General features: G+C 63.8%; 12 protein-coding genes and 1 pseudogene. 9 read left to right on the top strand and 4 right to left on the bottom strand.

The window, feature by feature from the left end; genetic code table 11:
• The first annotated feature begins 38 nt into the window (after positions 1–38).
• The gene (locus tag JYG34_RS25200) at positions 39–491 is read left to right on the top strand and encodes a YaiI/YqxD family protein (protein ID WP_213658831.1); all 453 of its coding nucleotides are present in this window, start codon (positions 39–41) and stop codon (positions 489–491) included.
• A 42-nt stretch (positions 492–533) separates the two neighbouring features.
• Here the strand turns inward: JYG34_RS25200 and elbB are convergent, their stop codons facing one another.
• Positions 534–1,202: an isoprenoid biosynthesis glyoxalase ElbB gene (gene elbB, locus JYG34_RS25195; protein WP_213658830.1), complete on the bottom strand. Its 669-nt coding sequence runs from the start codon at positions 1,200–1,202 to the stop codon at positions 534–536.
• Positions 1,203–1,249: 47 nt separating this feature from the next.
• Here elbB and JYG34_RS26405 point away from each other — a divergent pair.
• Positions 1,250–1,942 (top strand): annotated as a pseudogene (locus tag JYG34_RS26405) (sterol desaturase family protein); the annotation flags it as partial.
• A 501-nt stretch (positions 1,943–2,443) separates the two neighbouring features.
• On the opposite strand, the gene JYG34_RS25185 reads toward JYG34_RS26405, so the two are convergent.
• Positions 2,444–3,088 carry a DedA family protein gene (locus tag JYG34_RS25185; RefSeq protein WP_213658829.1) on the bottom strand — a complete coding sequence of 215 codons (645 nt, stop codon included), beginning with the start codon at positions 3,086–3,088 and terminating at the stop codon, positions 2,444–2,446.
• A 208-nt stretch (positions 3,089–3,296) separates the two neighbouring features.
• Between JYG34_RS25185 and hemB the strand changes: the two genes are divergently transcribed.
• The gene (hemB, locus tag JYG34_RS25180) at positions 3,297–4,307 is read left to right on the top strand and encodes a porphobilinogen synthase (RefSeq protein WP_011536312.1); all 1,011 of its coding nucleotides are present in this window, start codon (positions 3,297–3,299) and stop codon (positions 4,305–4,307) included.
• A gap of 19 nt (positions 4,308–4,326) precedes the next feature.
• Complete coding sequence (ppk1, locus tag JYG34_RS25175; protein ID WP_213658828.1) at positions 4,327–6,558, top strand: polyphosphate kinase 1; 2,232 nt, start codon at positions 4,327–4,329, stop codon at positions 6,556–6,558.
• A 159-nt stretch (positions 6,559–6,717) separates the two neighbouring features.
• Here the strand turns inward: ppk1 and ppx are convergent, their stop codons facing one another.
• Positions 6,718–8,220, bottom strand: a complete 1,503-nt coding sequence (gene ppx, locus JYG34_RS25170; RefSeq protein ID WP_213661255.1) for an exopolyphosphatase — start codon at positions 8,218–8,220, stop codon at positions 6,718–6,720.
• A 245-nt stretch (positions 8,221–8,465) separates the two neighbouring features.
• Here ppx and trxA point away from each other — a divergent pair, with 245 nt between their 5' ends.
• The 5 genes from trxA to JYG34_RS25145 all read left to right on the top strand — a co-directional run bounded on the left by trxA (position 8,466) and on the right by JYG34_RS25145 (position 14,005).
• Positions 8,466–8,792, top strand: a complete 327-nt coding sequence (gene trxA / locus JYG34_RS25165; protein ID WP_110735564.1) for a thioredoxin TrxA — start codon at positions 8,466–8,468, stop codon at positions 8,790–8,792.
• A gap of 310 nt (positions 8,793–9,102) precedes the next feature.
• Entirely contained in the window at positions 9,103–10,362 is a 1,260-nt protein-coding gene (gene rho, locus JYG34_RS25160; RefSeq protein ID WP_011536308.1) for a transcription termination factor Rho, read from the top strand.
• A gap of 212 nt (positions 10,363–10,574) precedes the next feature.
• Positions 10,575–12,041 carry a 4-hydroxy-3-polyprenylbenzoate decarboxylase gene (gene ubiD, locus JYG34_RS25155; protein ID WP_011536307.1) on the top strand — a complete coding sequence of 489 codons (1,467 nt, stop codon included), beginning with the start codon at positions 10,575–10,577 and terminating at the stop codon, positions 12,039–12,041.
• On the top strand, positions 12,041–13,009 hold the full coding sequence (locus tag JYG34_RS25150; RefSeq protein WP_213658827.1) for a CDP-6-deoxy-delta-3,4-glucoseen reductase: 969 nt from the start codon (positions 12,041–12,043) through the stop codon (positions 13,007–13,009). The genes ubiD and JYG34_RS25150 overlap by 1 nt, the downstream gene beginning before the upstream one ends.
• Positions 13,010–13,354: 345 nt before the next feature.
• Positions 13,355–14,005, top strand: a complete 651-nt coding sequence (locus JYG34_RS25145) for a gamma-glutamylcyclotransferase (RefSeq protein ID WP_213658826.1) — start codon at positions 13,355–13,357, stop codon at positions 14,003–14,005.
• Between the two features lie 121 nt (positions 14,006–14,126).
• Here the strand turns inward: JYG34_RS25145 and JYG34_RS25140 are convergent, their stop codons facing one another.
• Complete coding sequence (locus tag JYG34_RS25140; protein WP_213658825.1) at positions 14,127–15,104, bottom strand: NADPH:quinone oxidoreductase family protein; 978 nt, start codon at positions 15,102–15,104, stop codon at positions 14,127–14,129.
• Positions 15,105–15,118: the final 14 nt, after the last annotated feature.

Raw genomic sequence — 15,118 nt, 5'->3', positions numbered from 1 at the left:
GCGACAATGGCCCACCGCGAAACACAGGAACAAGCCCAATGCGTGTATGGATCGATGCCGACGCCTGCCCCAAGGCAGCCAAGGACCTGATCGTCAAGTTCGCCCTCAAGCGCAAGCTGGAGGTGGTGATGGTCGCGGGCCAGCCGCAGATCAAGCCGGCCTTTGCCTGCGTGCGGCTGATCGTGGTGCCCAGCGGCATGGACGCGGCCGACGACTACCTGGTGGAGAACGCCGTGCCAGGCGAGCTGGTGATCTGCAGCGACGTGCCGCTGGCCGACCGGCTGATCAAGAAGGGCGTGGCGGCGCTGGACCCGCGCGGGCGCGAGTTCGACGAGCGCAACATGGGTGAGCGGCTGGCAGTGCGCAACCTGTTCACCGAGCTGCGTGAACAGGGGCAGGTGGGGGGCGGGCAGGCGCCCTATGGCGAGCGCGAGAAGCAGGCGTTCGCCAATGCCCTGGATCGGATCCTGACTCGGCTTTCCAAAGGCTGATTCGGTGATGGTGCGGCTCGCCGGCAAGCCGGCGAAGCGGCCTTACTGGTCACCCTCGTGGGTCAGCTCCAGCACCCGGTCCACCAGCTTGTAGATGCCACTGGCGGCTTCGCTGATCGACTTCGCCTCCATGTACGCCGGGGTCGTCACCAGCTTGCGCTGCACATCCTCGACGATGTCATGCACGTCGCACTCTTCATGGGTGCCGCCCATCTTCACCACTGCCGCGCTGGTACCGGCATCCTTGCCAATGGTGCAGACCACGCCCGGCCCGTAGATCTTCGCTGCCAGCGCGGGCGAGATGCAGATCAGCCCGACTGGCTTGCAGGCATCGGCAAAGGCTTCGGCCAGGGCCAGCACATCCGGGTGCACGGTGCAGTTGGCGCCTTCGACGGCGAAGTTGGAGAGGTTCTTGGCGGCGCCGAAGCCACCGGGCACGATCAACGCGTCGAACTCTTCGGCCCGCGCCTCGCGGATATCCTTGACCTCGCCACGGGCAATGCGCGCCGACTCCACCAGCACATTGCGCGATTCGGGCATCTGTTCACCGGTGAGGTGGTCGATCACGTGCATCTGCGCGATGTTCGGCGCGAAGCACTGCACCTTGGCGCCCCGCTGGTCCAGGCGCAGCAGGGTGATCACGCTTTCGTGGATTTCGGCGCCGTCGTACACGCCACAGCCGGAAAGAATCACCGCAACTTTTTTCGTCATGCTCAATACTCCAGTGTCGAGGCGCTAAATGTCCTCTAGTTTGGCAGATGTATCCATGGGATTTGCCCCGGGGGCGGCCTAATCTTCGTGGAAAACTTTGGAGGTGGCCGTTCATGGACCTGATTCTGCTGGCCGTGCCGTTCTTCTTCGTGCTGATCGCCGTGGAGCTGATCGCCGACCGTGCGCGTGGCCAACGCAACTACCGCCTGGCCGACTCGATCAACAGCCTGAGCACCGGAGCGCTGTCGACCAGCACCGGGCTGCTGACCAAGGGCGTGGGGTTGGTCACCTACGCCCTGGCCCTGGAGCACCTGGCGCTGCTGCATTTGAGCGCCGATGCCTGGTGGGTATGGGTATTCGCCTTCGTGCTCTACGATTTCTGTTATTACTGGCTGCACCGCCTTGGCCACGAACGCAACATCCTCTGGGCCGCCCACTCGGTGCATCACCAGAGCGAGGAGTACAACCTCACCACCGCCCTGCGCCAGACCAGCAGCGGGTTCCTGTTCTCGTGGATCTTCTACCTGCCCCTGGCGCTGCTGGGCGTGCCGCTGGTGGTGTTCATCACCGTGGCCTCGCTGAACCTGCTGTACCAGTTCTGGGTGCACACCCGTCATGTGCCCAAGCTGGGCTGGCTGGAGTGGATCTTCATCACGCCGTCCAACCATCGCGTCCACCATGCGCAGAATCCTTTGTACTTGGATCGCAACTACGGCGGTGTGTTCATCCTCTGGGATCGCCTGTTCGGCACCTTCCAGGAAGAAGACGAGCGGGAACCGGTGATCTTCGGCGTGACCACGCCCTTGGCCAGCTGGAACCCGCTGTGGGCCAACGTGCAGTTCTACGCGCAGTTGTGGAGCGATGCCCGGCTCACGTCCAGCGGGTGGGATCGGCTGCGTATCTGGTTCATGCCCACCGGCTGGCGCCCGGCCGATGTGGCGGCGGCCCATCCGCAGCCCAAGCAGGACCTGGCGCGCTTTCGCAAGTTCGCCATCCCGCTGGGCGGCAGGCAACAGCTGTATGTCACGCTGCAGTTCGCGGTCTACGTGGCGTTGGGCAGCTACCTGATGGATAACGCCGGGCGCATGTCGCCCTCGGCCCTGGTGCTGGGCTGGGCGCTGATGGCATTCGGTCTGTTCGTGCTGGGCGCGGCCCTGGAGGACCGGCCCTGGGCAGGGCGCCTGGAGCTGGCGCGCCTGCTGTCGAATGCGCCGGCCCTGTACCTGGCCGGCGCGCTGGGCTTAGTGCTGGTCACGCCCCTGGCGTGGTGGCTGCTCTTGGGCTACAGCCTGCTCAGCCTCGTTGGCCTCGCCTTCTGCCGCCGCGCGGCGCTCGGCGCGGATGTTGCGAAAACGCCGGCGCAGCCACAGCAGCAGGCCCAGCACCAGCAGGCCGCCGAGCACCCATAGCTCGTATTTCTTGATGCTGCCGAGCATGCCTTCGAGGATGGCGCCGAAGTGGTAGGCCGCCAGGCCCAGGGCCAGGGCCCAGACCGCGGCACCGATGCCGTTGAGCAGCAGGTAGCGGCGCGGCGGGTAGCCGGACAGGCCGATGGCCACCGGCATCACCGTGCGCAGGCCGTAGACGAAGCGGAAGCTCAGCACCCAGATGTCGGGGTGGCGGCGGATATGCTCCAGCGCCCGGTCGCCCATCGCTTGCCAGCGCGGCTTGCGGGCGAGGATCTTGCGCCCGTGGCGGCGGCCCATGAAGTACCACAGCTGGTCACCGGCATAGCTGCCGCAGAAAGCCACCGCGACCACCAGCTTGATATCCATGTATTCGCGGAACGCAAGAAAGCCCGCGAGCACCAGGATGGTCTCGCCCTCGAAGAACGTGCCGAGAAAAAGGGCAAAGTAGCCGAAATCGTTCAGGAATTGTTGAAGCATTTTCTGGCGTGCTGGCGAAATGAACGCGCAGCCTACCCCTTCGTGGGCGTTCGGGAAAGTGTCCAAATGTGTCTCGACGTGAACATTTCCTACAAGGACAATGGCTGCGGCCACAAGTCGCAGGGTTGCCCTTGGGTGTAACACAGGCGTCATAATGGCCGCTTATAACTGTCGCGCTCGCCCGCCTGCGCGGGCTCAGGAGTCTGCCGTGAGCTTTACCCCCGCCAACCGTCTGTTTCCTGCCACCCGCCTGCGTCGCAACCGCCGGGACGAATTCTCCCGTCGCCTGGTTCGCGAAAACACCCTGACCGTCGATGACCTGATTCTTCCGGTATTCGTACTGGACGGCGAGAACCGCCGCGAGGAAGTACCGTCCATGCCGGGCGTCGAGCGCCTGTCGATCGACCTGCTGCTGGAAGCCGCACAGGGCTGGGTGGAGCTGGGCATTCCAGCGCTGGCGCTGTTCCCGGTGACACCCACCGAGAAAAAATCCCTCGATGGCGCCGAAGCCTGGAACCCGGATGGCATTGCCCAGCGCGCCACCCGCGCCCTGCGTGCCCGCTTCCCGGAGCTGGGGGTGATCACCGACGTCGCCCTGGACCCGTTCACCACCCATGGCCAGGACGGCATCCTCGATGAAGAGGGCTACGTCCAGAACGACATCACCGTCGACGCTCTGGTGCGCCAGGCCCTGTCCCACGCCGAGGCCGGCGCCCAGGTCGTCGCCCCGTCGGACATGATGGACGGCCGCCTCGGCGCGATCCGCGAAGCCCTGGAAGTGGCCGGGCACGTCAACGTGCGCATCATGGCCTACTCGGCCAAGTACGCCAGCGCCTACTACGGGCCGTTCCGCGACGCGGTCGGCTCGGCGCTGAACCTGGGCAAGGCCAACAAGGCCTCCTACCAGATGGACCCGGCCAACAGCGACGAGGCCCTGCACGAAGTGGCCCTGGACCTCGCCGAAGGCGCCGACATGGTCATGGTCAAGCCGGGCATGCCGTACCTGGACATCGTTCACCGGGTGAAGACCGAGTTCAAGGTGCCGACCTTCGTCTACCAGGTCAGCGGCGAGTACGCCATGCACATGGCGGCGATCCAGAACGGCTGGCTGAGCGAGGCCGTGATCCTCGAATCCCTCACTGCTTTCAAACGGGCAGGCGCTGATGGCATCCTGACCTATTTCGCCGTGCGTGCCGCTCAATTGATGAGAGGGCAGTAACGCCCTCCAGGAACGTCAGATGAATAACGAAGTGCTAACCCCTGTCGAGATCAAGGACGCCCAGGCCGTGCCCGAAGAGCTGGTACAGACCCCGCCCGACCTGCCCGCTGCCCCGGAGCCGGTAGTAGAGGCCGCCGCGCCCGCACCGGCGCCTGCGCCGACGATCGCCGTACCAAGCCTGGACGACAGCAGCCTGTACATTCATCGCGAGCTCTCGCAGCTGCAGTTCAACATCCGCGTGCTGGAACAGGCGCTGGACGAGTCGTACCCGCTGCTCGAGCGCCTGAAGTTCCTGCTGATCTTCTCCAGCAACCTGGACGAGTTCTTCGAGATCCGCGTGGCGGGGCTGAAGAAACAGATCAACTTCGCCCGCGAACAGGCCGGCGCCGACGGCCTGCAGCCGCACCAGGCGCTGGCGCGCATCAGCGAGCTGGTGCACATCGAGGTGGATCGCCAGTACGCGATCCTCAACGATGTGTTGCTGCCGGAGCTGGAGAAACACCAGATTCGCTTCATCCGCCGCCGCTACTGGACACCCAAGCTCAAGACCTGGGTGCGTCGCTATTTCCGCGACGAGATCGCACCGATCATCACCCCGATCGGCCTCGACCCGACCCACCCGTTCCCGCTGCTGGTGAACAAGAGCCTCAACTTCATCGTCGAGCTCGAGGGGGTCGATGCCTTCGGCCGCGATTCGGGCCTGGCGATCATCCCGGCGCCGCGCCTGCTGCCGCGGGTGATCCGTGTGCCGGAAGAGGTCGGCGGCGCTGGCGACAACTATGTGTTCCTGTCGTCGATGATCCACGCCCACGCCGATGACCTGTTCCAGGGCATGAAGGTCAAGGGCTGCTACCAGTTCCGCCTGACCCGCAACGCCGACCTGGCGCTGGACTCGGAAGAAGTCGACGACCTGGCCCGCGCCCTGCGCGGCGAGCTGTTCTCGCGCCGTTACGGCGATGCCGTGCGCCTCGAGGTGGCCGACACCTGCCCGAAACACCTCTCCGACTACCTGCTCAAGCAATTCAGCCTGAGCGAGAGCGAGCTGTACCAGGTCAACGGCCCGGTCAACCTGACCCGTCTGTTCAGCATCACCGGGCTCGACAGCCACCCGGAGCTGCAGTACACGCCGTTCACCCCGGCGATCCCCAAGCTGCTGCAGAACGCCGACAACATCTTCAGCGTGATCGGCAAGCAGGACGTGCTGCTGATGCACCCGTTCGAGTCGTTCACCCCGGTGATCGACCTGCTGCGCCAGGCCGCCAAGGACCCGCACGTGCTCGCGGTGCGCCAGACGCTCTACCGCTCGGGCGCCAACTCGGAGATCGTCGACGCCCTGGTGGACGCGGCGCGTAACGGCAAGGAGGTCACTGCGGTGATCGAGCTGCGCGCGCGCTTCGACGAAGAGTCCAACCTGCAGATGGCCAGCCGCCTGCAGGCCGCCGGCGCGGTGGTGATCTATGGCGTGGTGGGCTTCAAGACCCACGCCAAGATGATGCTGATCCTGCGCCGCGAGCAGGGCGAGATCGTGCGTTATGCGCACCTGGGGACCGGCAACTACCATGCTGGCAACGCCCGCCTGTACACCGACTACAGCCTGCTGACCTCCGACGACGCCCTCACCGAGGACGTCGGCCGCCTGTTCAGCCAGTTGATCGGCATGGGCAAGACCCTGCGCATGAAGAAGCTGCTGCACGCCCCCTTCACCCTGAAGAAGGGCATGCTCGACATGATCGCCCGGGAAACCCAGTTCGCCCTGGACGGCAAGCCGGCGCACATCATCGCCAAGTTCAACTCGCTGACCGACGCCAAGATCATCAAGGCGCTGTACAAGGCCAGCCAGTCGGGCGTGCGCATCGACCTGGTGGTGCGTGGCATGTGCTGCCTGCGCCCAGGCATCGCCGGGGTGTCGCACAACATCCACGTGCGCTCGATCATCGGCCGCTTCCTCGAGCACACCCGGGTGTTCTACTTCCTCAACGGTGGCGAGGAGCAGATCTACCTGTCCAGCGCCGACTGGATGGAGCGCAACCTCGACAAGCGCGTCGAGACCTGCTTCCCGGTGGAGGGCAAGAAGCTGCTGCTGCGGGTCAAGAAGGAGCTGGAGGGTTATCTCACCGACAACACCCAGGCCTGGACCCTGCAACCGGACGGGCGCTACGTGCGCAGCACGCCGACCGGCAACCAGAACCCGCGCAGTGCCCAGGCGACCTTGCTGGAGCGCCTGAGCAACCCGGTGCTCAACGTTCGCTAGTGCCGATGGCTGGTGCCGTTGCGCAGCCCTGTAGGAGCGGCTTCAGCCGCGATCACCGGCGTAGCCGGTGCCAGGCACCGTGTCGCCTGATTCGCGGCTGAAGCCGCTCCTACAGGGATTGCAACCAGTGCAGGAGCTCTGGCGCCATGCGCCGCATGGTTACCTGACGCTTAGCACGAAATTGACCCGCGCCAGCCACTCCGCCTCGTTGGCGAAGTCGGCCTGGGTCAGCTGGTTCTGCTCCAGCCAGCCGCTCGGGAAGACCACCTCCAAGCTGTTGTCGCCTGCCTGCAGCTCCACCTTAGGCATCTGCTGGGTGCCACGGATATGGTGGAACAGGATGGCGAAGCGCAGCAGCACGCACAGGCGCAGCAGCTTGATGCCTTCGTCACCCAGCTCGGCGAACTTGTCCTTGGGGATGTTGCGGCGGTGGCCGCGCACCAGCAGGGCCATCATCTGTTGGTCTTCACGGGAGAAGCCGGACAGGTCGGAGTGCTCGATCAGGTAAGCGCCATGCTTATGGTAGTGGTAGTGGGCGATATCCAACCCGATTTCGTGGATTTTCGCCGCCCATCCCAGCAGATCGCGCCAATTTCCATCCTCCAGGTCCCACGCCTTGGCCACCTGGTCGAAGGCATGCAGCGCCTTGCGCTCCACGCGTGCGGCCTGGCCCTGGTCGACGTGGTAGCGCTCCATCAGCGAGTTCAGGGTGCGCTCACGCACGTCTTCGTGGTGATGGCGGCCCAGCAGGTCGAACAGCACGCCTTCACGCAGGGCGCCGTCGCAGTGGTCCATGCGCTGCAACTCAAGGGCGTCGAAAATCGCCTCCAGGATCGCCAACCCGGCCGGGAAGATCGCCCGGCGATCCGGCTTGACCCCGTCGAAGTCGATCTTGTCGGTCTCACCCAGCTTGAACAGCTTGCGCTTGACCCAGGCCAGGCCCTCGGCGTTGACCTCGCCATTGCCCAGGCCACCGGCCTTGATCGCCGCGCCAATGGCGCGAATCGTGCCCGAGGAGCCGATGGCTTCGTCCCAGGTCAGGCGGTGCAGGGCGTTCTCGATGCTCATCAGCTCCAGGCGCGCGGCTGTGTAGGCCTGGGCGTAGCGTGCGGGGGTGACCTTGCCGTCGCGGAAGTAGCGCTGTGTGAAGCTCACGCAGCCCATCTGCAGGCTTTCGCGCAGCAGTGGCTCGAAGCGTTGGCCGATGATGAACTCGGTGCTGCCGCCACCAATGTCGGCGACCAGGCGCTTGCCGGGGTTGTCGGCCAGGGTGTGGGAGACACCAAGGTAGATCAGGCGTGCCTCTTCACGGCCGGAGATGACCTCGACCGGGTGGCCGAGGATGGCTTCGGCGCGTTGAATGAATTCATTACGGTTGCGCGCTTCGCGCAGGGCGTTGGTGCCGACGATGCGCACCGAGCCCGCAGGCATGCCGTTGATCAGCTGGGCGAAGCGCTTGAGGCACTCCAGGCCCCGCTGCATGGCTTCTTCGCTGAGCCTGCGATCCTCGTCGATACCGGCGGCGAGCTGAACCTTTTCTCCAAGCCTCTCTAGAATACGGATTTCCGTGTGATGGGCCTTGGCCACGACCATGTGGAAGCTGTTGGAGCCCAGGTCGATGGCGGCGATCAGAGACAGGTTCTTCGCGGTGGTTTGCGGCATGGTCTGGAGGTTCTCGGTCGTTAACCCGGCAATCGTGCCACGATCGTGGCCATCCGCCAACGCGCGGCGCTGCAAGGCTTGATGCATGGCAAGGTCATGGCAATGTTATGGCAGCGACATGACCGTTTCGATTCGTGGGGTCTTGCACAACTATAGTTACACTCAATCGTCCGTGGCTTCCTGTCGCGCCAGGGTGCCGCTATGATGGGCAACGTTTTTTATTGCTTACGACCTTGGAGATTTCCATGAGCGACAAAATCAAACACGTCACCGACGCCAGCTTCGAAGCCGACGTACTCAAGGCCGAAGGCGCGGTGCTGGTCGACTACTGGGCTGAATGGTGTGGCCCATGCAAGATGATCGCTCCGGTACTGGACGCCATCGCCGAAGACTACGCAGGCAAACTGGTGGTCGCCAAGCTGAACATCGACGAAAACGCCGAAACCCCAGCCAAGCACGGCGTGCGCGGCATCCCGACCCTGATGCTGTTCAAGAACGGCAACGTCGAGGCCACCAAGGTCGGCGCTCTGTCGAAATCGCAGCTGCAGGCGTTCATCGACGCCAACCTGTGATGTGAAAAAGCCCCGCAAATGCGGGGCTTTTCTTTGCCTGCCGTGGGAAATATCGGCGCAAGCAGGCTCGCCCCACGATATCGCCCCTCCCGGTAAAAACCTGTCGATATGTGTGGCTAAAACCACTAGACGTCGAAAAAATCAAGTGTTACATTCGGCCTCGCACTGCTTCTTTCAGTGCCCTCTGCACGCCGTCGCCGAAGCATCCCTAATTCGAATCAGTACGCGATCTTGTCGCCATCTAGCGGCGCGGCCTCATTAAGCCAAATGCTTACTCTCTCCCTTCTTACATGATTACGTCACTCCCCTTATGAACCTGACAGAACTCAAGCAAAAGCCGATTACCGATCTTTTGGAAATGGCCGAACAGATGGGCATCGAAAACATGGCCCGTTCGCGCAAACAGGACGTGATTTTCGCCCTGCTGAAAAAGCATGCGAAAAGCGGCGAAGAGATCTCGGGTGACGGCGTGCTGGAGATTCTCCAGGATGGTTTCGGTTTCCTGCGTTCGGCGGATGCCTCCTACCTGGCCGGCCCTGACGACATCTACGTGTCGCCCAGCCAGATCCGCCGCTTCAACCTGCGCACCGGCGACACCATCGTCGGCAAGATCCGTCCACCGAAAGAAGGTGAGCGTTACTTCGCCCTGCTCAAAGTCGACACCATCAACTTCGACCGTCCGGAAAACGCGAAGAACAAGATCCTGTTCGAAAACCTGACGCCGCTGTTCCCCAACAAGCGCCTGAAGATGGAAGCCGGCAACGGTTCCACCGAAGACCTCACCGGTCGCGTCATCGACCTGTGCGCCCCGATCGGCAAAGGCCAGCGTGGCCTGATCGTCGCCCCACCAAAAGCGGGCAAGACGATCATGCTGCAGAACATCGCGGCGAACATCACCCGCAACAACCCCGAGTGCCACCTGATCGTCCTGCTGATCGACGAGCGCCCGGAAGAAGTGACCGAGATGCAGCGCACCGTGCGCGGCGAAGTGGTCGCCTCCACCTTCGACGAGCCGCCGACCCGCCACGTGCAGGTTGCCGAAATGGTCATCGAGAAGGCCAAGCGCCTGGTCGAGCACAAGAAGGACGTGGTCATCCTGCTCGACTCGATCACCCGTCTGGCCCGTGCCTACAACACCGTGATCCCGAGCTCCGGCAAGGTACTGACCGGTGGTGTCGACGCCCACGCCCTGGAGAAGCCAAAGCGTTTCTTCGGTGCCGCGCGTAACATCGAGGAAGGCGGCTCGCTGACCATCATCGCCACCGCGCTGGTCGAGACCGGCTCGAAGATGGACGAAGTGATCTACGAAGAGTTCAAGGGTACCGGCAACATGGAACTGCCCCTGGACCGTCGCATTGCTGAAAAGCGCGTGTTCCCGGCCATCAACATCAACAAGTCCGGTACCCGCCGCGAAGAGCTGCTGACCGCCGACGACGAACTGCAGCGCATGTGGATCCTGCGCAAGCTGCTGCACCCAATGGACGAGATCGCCGCCATCGAGTTCCTGGTCGACAAGCTCAAGCAGACCAAGACCAACGACGAGTTCTTCCTGTCGATGAAGCGCAAGTAAGCTTATAGACCAGGCTGTAACTGGGGCTGCTTCGCAGCCCATCGCGGCTGAAGGCCGCTCCTGCACGGGTTCTGCATACGCCGACCTCTGTAGGAGCGGCCTTCAGCCGCGATGGGCCGCGAAGCGGCCCCAGTTCATTTTTGCCCCCAAACAAAGCGTGAACAGCGCTACACTCTGCCCCCCGACCGATACGCCCAACACGAGGCCCTTGCATGCAGTATCGCGATCTGCGCGACTTCATCCGTGGCCTGGAACAGCGCGGTGAACTCAAGCGCATCCAGGTTCCCATCTCCCCCGTCCTGGAAATGACCGAAGTCTGCGACCGCACCCTGCGCGCCAAGGGCCCGGCATTGTTGTTCGAAAAGCCAACCGGCTTCGACATCCCGGTGCTGGGCAACCTGTTCGGCACCCCCGAGCGCGTGGCCATGGGCATGGGCGCCGAATCGACCGAGGAGCTGCGTGAAATCGGCAAGCTGCTGGCGTTCCTCAAGGAGCCCGAACCGCCGAAAGGCCTGAAGGACGCCTGGTCGAAGCTACCCATCTTCAAGAAAGTCGTGTCGATGGCACCGAAAGTGGTCAAGGACGCGGTGTGCCAGGAGATCGTGGTCGAGGGCGACGATGTCGACCTGTCGCAGCTGCCGATCCAGCATTGCTGGCCGGGCGACGTGGCACCGCTGATCACCTGGGGCCTGACCGTGACCCGTGGTCCGAACAAGGACCGCCAGAACCTGGGCATCTACCGCCAGCAGGTGATTGGCCGCAACAAGGTCATCATGCGTTGGCTGAGCCACCGCGGTGGTGCCCTGGATTATCGCGAATGGTGCCAGAAGCATCCCGGCCAGCCCTTCCCGGTAGCCGTGGCCCTGGGCGCGGACCCGGCGACCATCCTGGGTGCGGTGACTCCGGTGCCGGACACGCTCTCCGAATACGCCTTCGCCGGCCTCCTGCGTGGCAACCGCACCGAGCTGGTCAAATGCCGTGGCAACGACCTGCAGGTACCGGCCACCGCCGAGATCATCCTCGAAGGTGTGATCCACCCGGGGGAAATGGCTCCGGAAGGCCCGTACGGCGACCACACCGGCTATTACAACGAGGTGGACAGCTTCCCGGTGTTCACCGTCGAGCGCATCACCCACCGGCAGAAACCGATCTACCACAGCACCTACACCGGCCGTCCGCCAGACGAGCCGGCGATCCTTGGTGTGGCGCTGAACGAAGTGTTCGTGCCTATCCTGCAGAAACAGTTCCCCGAGATCGTCGACTTCTACCTGCCCCCGGAAGGCTGTTCGTACCGCATGGCGGTGGTGACCATGAAGAAGCAGTATCCAGGCCACGCCAAGCGCGTAATGCTGGGTGTGTGGTCGTTCCTGCGACAGTTCATGTACACCAAGTTCGTTATCGTCACCGACGACGATATCAACGCCCGCGACTGGAACGATGTGATCTGGGCCATCACCACGCGCATGGACCCCAAGCGTGATACGGTGATGATCGACAACACGCCCATCGACTACCTCGACTTCGCGTCGCCGGTGTCGGGGCTGGGGTCGAAGATGGGCCTGGACGCCACGCACAAGTGGCCGGGCGAAACTACACGCGAATGGGGCCGGGTCATCGTCAAGGACGAGGCCGTCACCCGCCGTATCGATGAGCTGTGGGACCAGTTGGGAATAGATTGATGCAGGTGACCTTGCAGCCTTCCGGGGCGGTATTGGCGGTGGAGCCCGGGGAAAGGATTCTGGATGCGGCGCGGCGGCTGGGTTACGACTGCCCGAGTAGCTGCCGCAACGGTAACTGCCATGTTTGTGCGGCGTTGCTGGTGGAAGGGCGCGTGCGCCAGGAGGGCGTGGTCCGTGATCACGGCGAGCTGTTCACCTGCATCGCCGAGCCTCTGGAGGATTGCGTGGTGCTCTGGGATGGTGTGCTGGCCCTGGGCGAGCTACCGGTGCGCAAGCTGGCCTGCGCCGTGAGCGAGTGCGTCGAGGTGGGTGGCGACGTCTGGCGCGTGCGCCTGCGTGCACCGGCCGGCAAACCGCCGCGTTATCACGCCGGGCAATACCTGATGATCGAGCGCGAGGGCGCCGACAAGGCCGCATTCTCCCTGGCCTCGGCACCCCATGGCGGCCGTGATCTGGAACTGCATGTGCTGGCACGCGAAAGCAGCGCGGTGCAACTGATCGCGCAATTGCAGCGCAACGGTATCGCCCGAATCGAGCTGCCGTTCGGCGACGCTCACCTGGCCGAGTTGCCGGATGGCCCGTTGGTGCTGATCGCCGCAGGCACCGGCATGGGTCAGATGCACAGCCTGGTCGAGCATTGCCGCGCCAATGGCTTCAAGCACCCGGTGCACCTGTACTGGGGCGTGCGTCGACCCGAGGATTTCTACGAGATCGAGCACTGGGACGAGTGGCAGCGCCTGCCCAACCTGTTCCTGCACAAGGTCGTCAGCGACCTGTGTGGGTGGGAAGGGCGTTGTGGCCTGCTGCACGAAGCCGTGTGCGAAGACATCGGCGACCTGAACCAGGTTCATGTCTATGCCAGCGGTTCACCGAACATGGTCTATGCCACGCTCGACGCGTTGGTCGAGGCCGGTATGGATGCTCACCGCATGCGCGCCGACGTATTCGCCTACGCGCCGCGCGGCTGATCGTGAAACGGCACACTGCAAGGGTGTGCCGTTTTTAATAACCAACTTTTTTCGGTTGATTATATGGCGGGGATTATTGCCGATACGGTTAATAACTGTCGCTATACTCGAAACATTAGTTTCCGTTCGGCGGGCGATTGAATGAAACTTTGGATTCGGGCTTGAGCCGAACCGGCATTCTGTCTTACGTTAGGCACCATGGTCTTCGCGGCTAAAGCCGCTCCTACGGGAGTTGCGCAGGCCTCCGTAGGAGCGGCTTTAGCCGCGAACACGCCCGTACAGGCACTGTAAGTATCACAGTAGAACCGGCACTCTGGCAGTTCACAGGAATTATGGCGGCAGTTTATGTCGGCACTTGAAAGTTCATCCTGGCAGGTCGCATATCCCCCCTCGCTCGACTTCGGGCAACAGTTGACCCGCGAGCAACTACAGCATTCGATGAGTGTGACCCTGTCGCAGCACATGGGCGGCCCGGTATGGCTGTTCGCCTATGGCTCATTGATCTGGCGCCCTGAATGTCATTCGGTGGAGCGCCAGCGGGCACGGGTGCATGGCTATCATCGCGGGCTCTATCTCTGGTCCCACGAGCATCGCGGCACCCCGGAATGCCCTGGGTTGGTGTTCGGCCTGGATCGTGGCGGCTCCTGCAGCGGCTTCGCCTACCGGCTGGACGACAGCAACCTGGAGGACTCGCTGATGGCCTTGTGGCAGCGCGAGATGCCCTATCCGGCCTACCGGCCGCACTGGCTCAGTTGCCGCCTGAGCGATGGCAGCAAGGTGCAAGCGTTGGGCTTCGTGTTGGAGCGGCATTTGCCGTGCTATGCCGGAAATTTGCCAGACACATTGCTGAGCCAGATCCTGGCCAGCGCCAAGGGCCGCTACGGCACGACGCGGGATTATGTGGAGCAGACTCTCAACGCCCTGCGCAGCCACCAGATGCCCGACCGCAACCTGGAGGCGCGGTTCAGGCGCTGCCACAACCTGCGGGAGGTCTGAGTCCTCGGTTGGCCGTGCTGCCCCTTTCGCGGGTAAACCCGCTCCCACAGGTGCAGCAGTGCCTTCAAGGGCAGTGCTTTATCTGTGAGAGCGGTTTTGCCCGCGAAGAGGCCGGCATGCCTTATCTGGCCACCACCACCAGCTTGCCCACCGCCTGGCGTTGCGCGAGCCGCTCGATCGCCGCGCCGCCCTCGGCCAACGGATAGGTCTGCGACACCAACGGCTTCAACCTGCCCTCGGCATGCCAGGCGAACAGCTGGCGGAAGTTCTTCGCATTGTCCTCCGGCTGACGCTGGGCGAACGCGCCCCAGAACACTCCAAGCACCGCCGCGCCCTTGAGCAGCGCCAGGTTCACCGGCAACTGCGGGATCGTGCCGCTGGCAAAGCCCACCACCAGTAGCCGCCCGTTCCACGCCAGCCCGCGCACGGCCTGGTCGAACAGCTCGCCGCCAACCGGGTCGTAGACCACATCCACGCCCTGGCCACCGGTCAGGCGCTTGATCTCATCCTTCAGGTTGGCCTGGCTGTAGTCGATCAGCTCATCGGCCCCGGCAGCCTTGGCCACCGCGAGCTTCTCGGCGCTGCTGGCCGCGGCGATCACCCGTGCGCCGAGGGCCTTGCCGATTTCCACCGCCGCCAGCCCCACGCCACCCGAGGCGCCGAGCACCAGCAACGTCTCGCCGGCCTTGAGCTGGCCGCGCTGGGTCAGCGCGTGCATCGACGTGCCGTAGGTCATGCCGAAGGCGGCGGCGGTGGTGAAGTCCATGCCGGCCGGAATCGGCAGCACGTTGTAGAACGGCACCGCCACCTGCTCGGCGAAGGCGCCCCAGCCGGTCAGGGCCATGACCCGGTCGCCCACCTTGAATGCACCGGCCTTCTCGCCGGCCGCCGCCACCACGCCGGCGGCCTCGCCACCGGGCGAGAACGGCAGCGGCGGCTGGAACTGATACTTGCCCTCGATGATCAGGGTGTCGGGGAAGTTGACCCCCGCGGCATGCACGTCGAGGAGAATCTCGTTCTTCTTCGGCGAGGGGTTGGCGACCTCTTCCAGGACCAGGTCCCGCGCCGGGCCCAGGGCTTTGCACAACAAGGCTTTCATCAGGGCTATTCCTT

Source organism: Pseudomonas entomophila, assembly GCF_018417595.1.
Lineage (GTDB): Bacteria > Pseudomonadota > Gammaproteobacteria > Pseudomonadales > Pseudomonadaceae > Aquipseudomonas > Aquipseudomonas entomophila_C.
The sequence above is the reverse complement of the archived record's forward strand: the minus strand, read 5'-3'. Positions and strand labels throughout refer to the sequence as shown.

Bases quoted from the DNA above. Each gene is read 5' to 3' on its own strand.
- JYG34_RS25200 (WP_213658831.1), top strand. From the start codon at position 39: ATGCGTGTATGGATCGATGCCGACGCCTGCCCCAAGGCAGCCAAGGAC.
- elbB (WP_213658830.1), bottom strand. From the start codon at position 1,202: ATGACGAAAAAAGTTGCGGTGATTCTTTCCGGCTGTGGCGTGTACGAC.
- JYG34_RS25185 (WP_213658829.1), bottom strand. From the start codon at position 3,088: ATGCTTCAACAATTCCTGAACGATTTCGGCTACTTTGCCCTTTTTCTC.
- ppk1 (WP_213658828.1), top strand. From the start codon at position 4,327: ATGAATAACGAAGTGCTAACCCCTGTCGAGATCAAGGACGCCCAGGCC.
- ppx (WP_213661255.1), bottom strand. From the start codon at position 8,220: ATGCCGCAAACCACCGCGAAGAACCTGTCTCTGATCGCCGCCATCGAC.
- trxA (WP_110735564.1), top strand. From the start codon at position 8,466: ATGAGCGACAAAATCAAACACGTCACCGACGCCAGCTTCGAAGCCGAC.
- rho (WP_011536308.1), top strand. From the start codon at position 9,103: ATGAACCTGACAGAACTCAAGCAAAAGCCGATTACCGATCTTTTGGAA.
- ubiD (WP_011536307.1), top strand. From the start codon at position 10,575: ATGCAGTATCGCGATCTGCGCGACTTCATCCGTGGCCTGGAACAGCGC.
- JYG34_RS25150 (WP_213658827.1), top strand. From the start codon at position 12,041: ATGCAGGTGACCTTGCAGCCTTCCGGGGCGGTATTGGCGGTGGAGCCC.
- JYG34_RS25145 (WP_213658826.1), top strand. From the start codon at position 13,355: ATGTCGGCACTTGAAAGTTCATCCTGGCAGGTCGCATATCCCCCCTCG.
- JYG34_RS25140 (WP_213658825.1), bottom strand. From the start codon at position 15,104: ATGAAAGCCTTGTTGTGCAAAGCCCTGGGCCCGGCGCGGGACCTGGTC.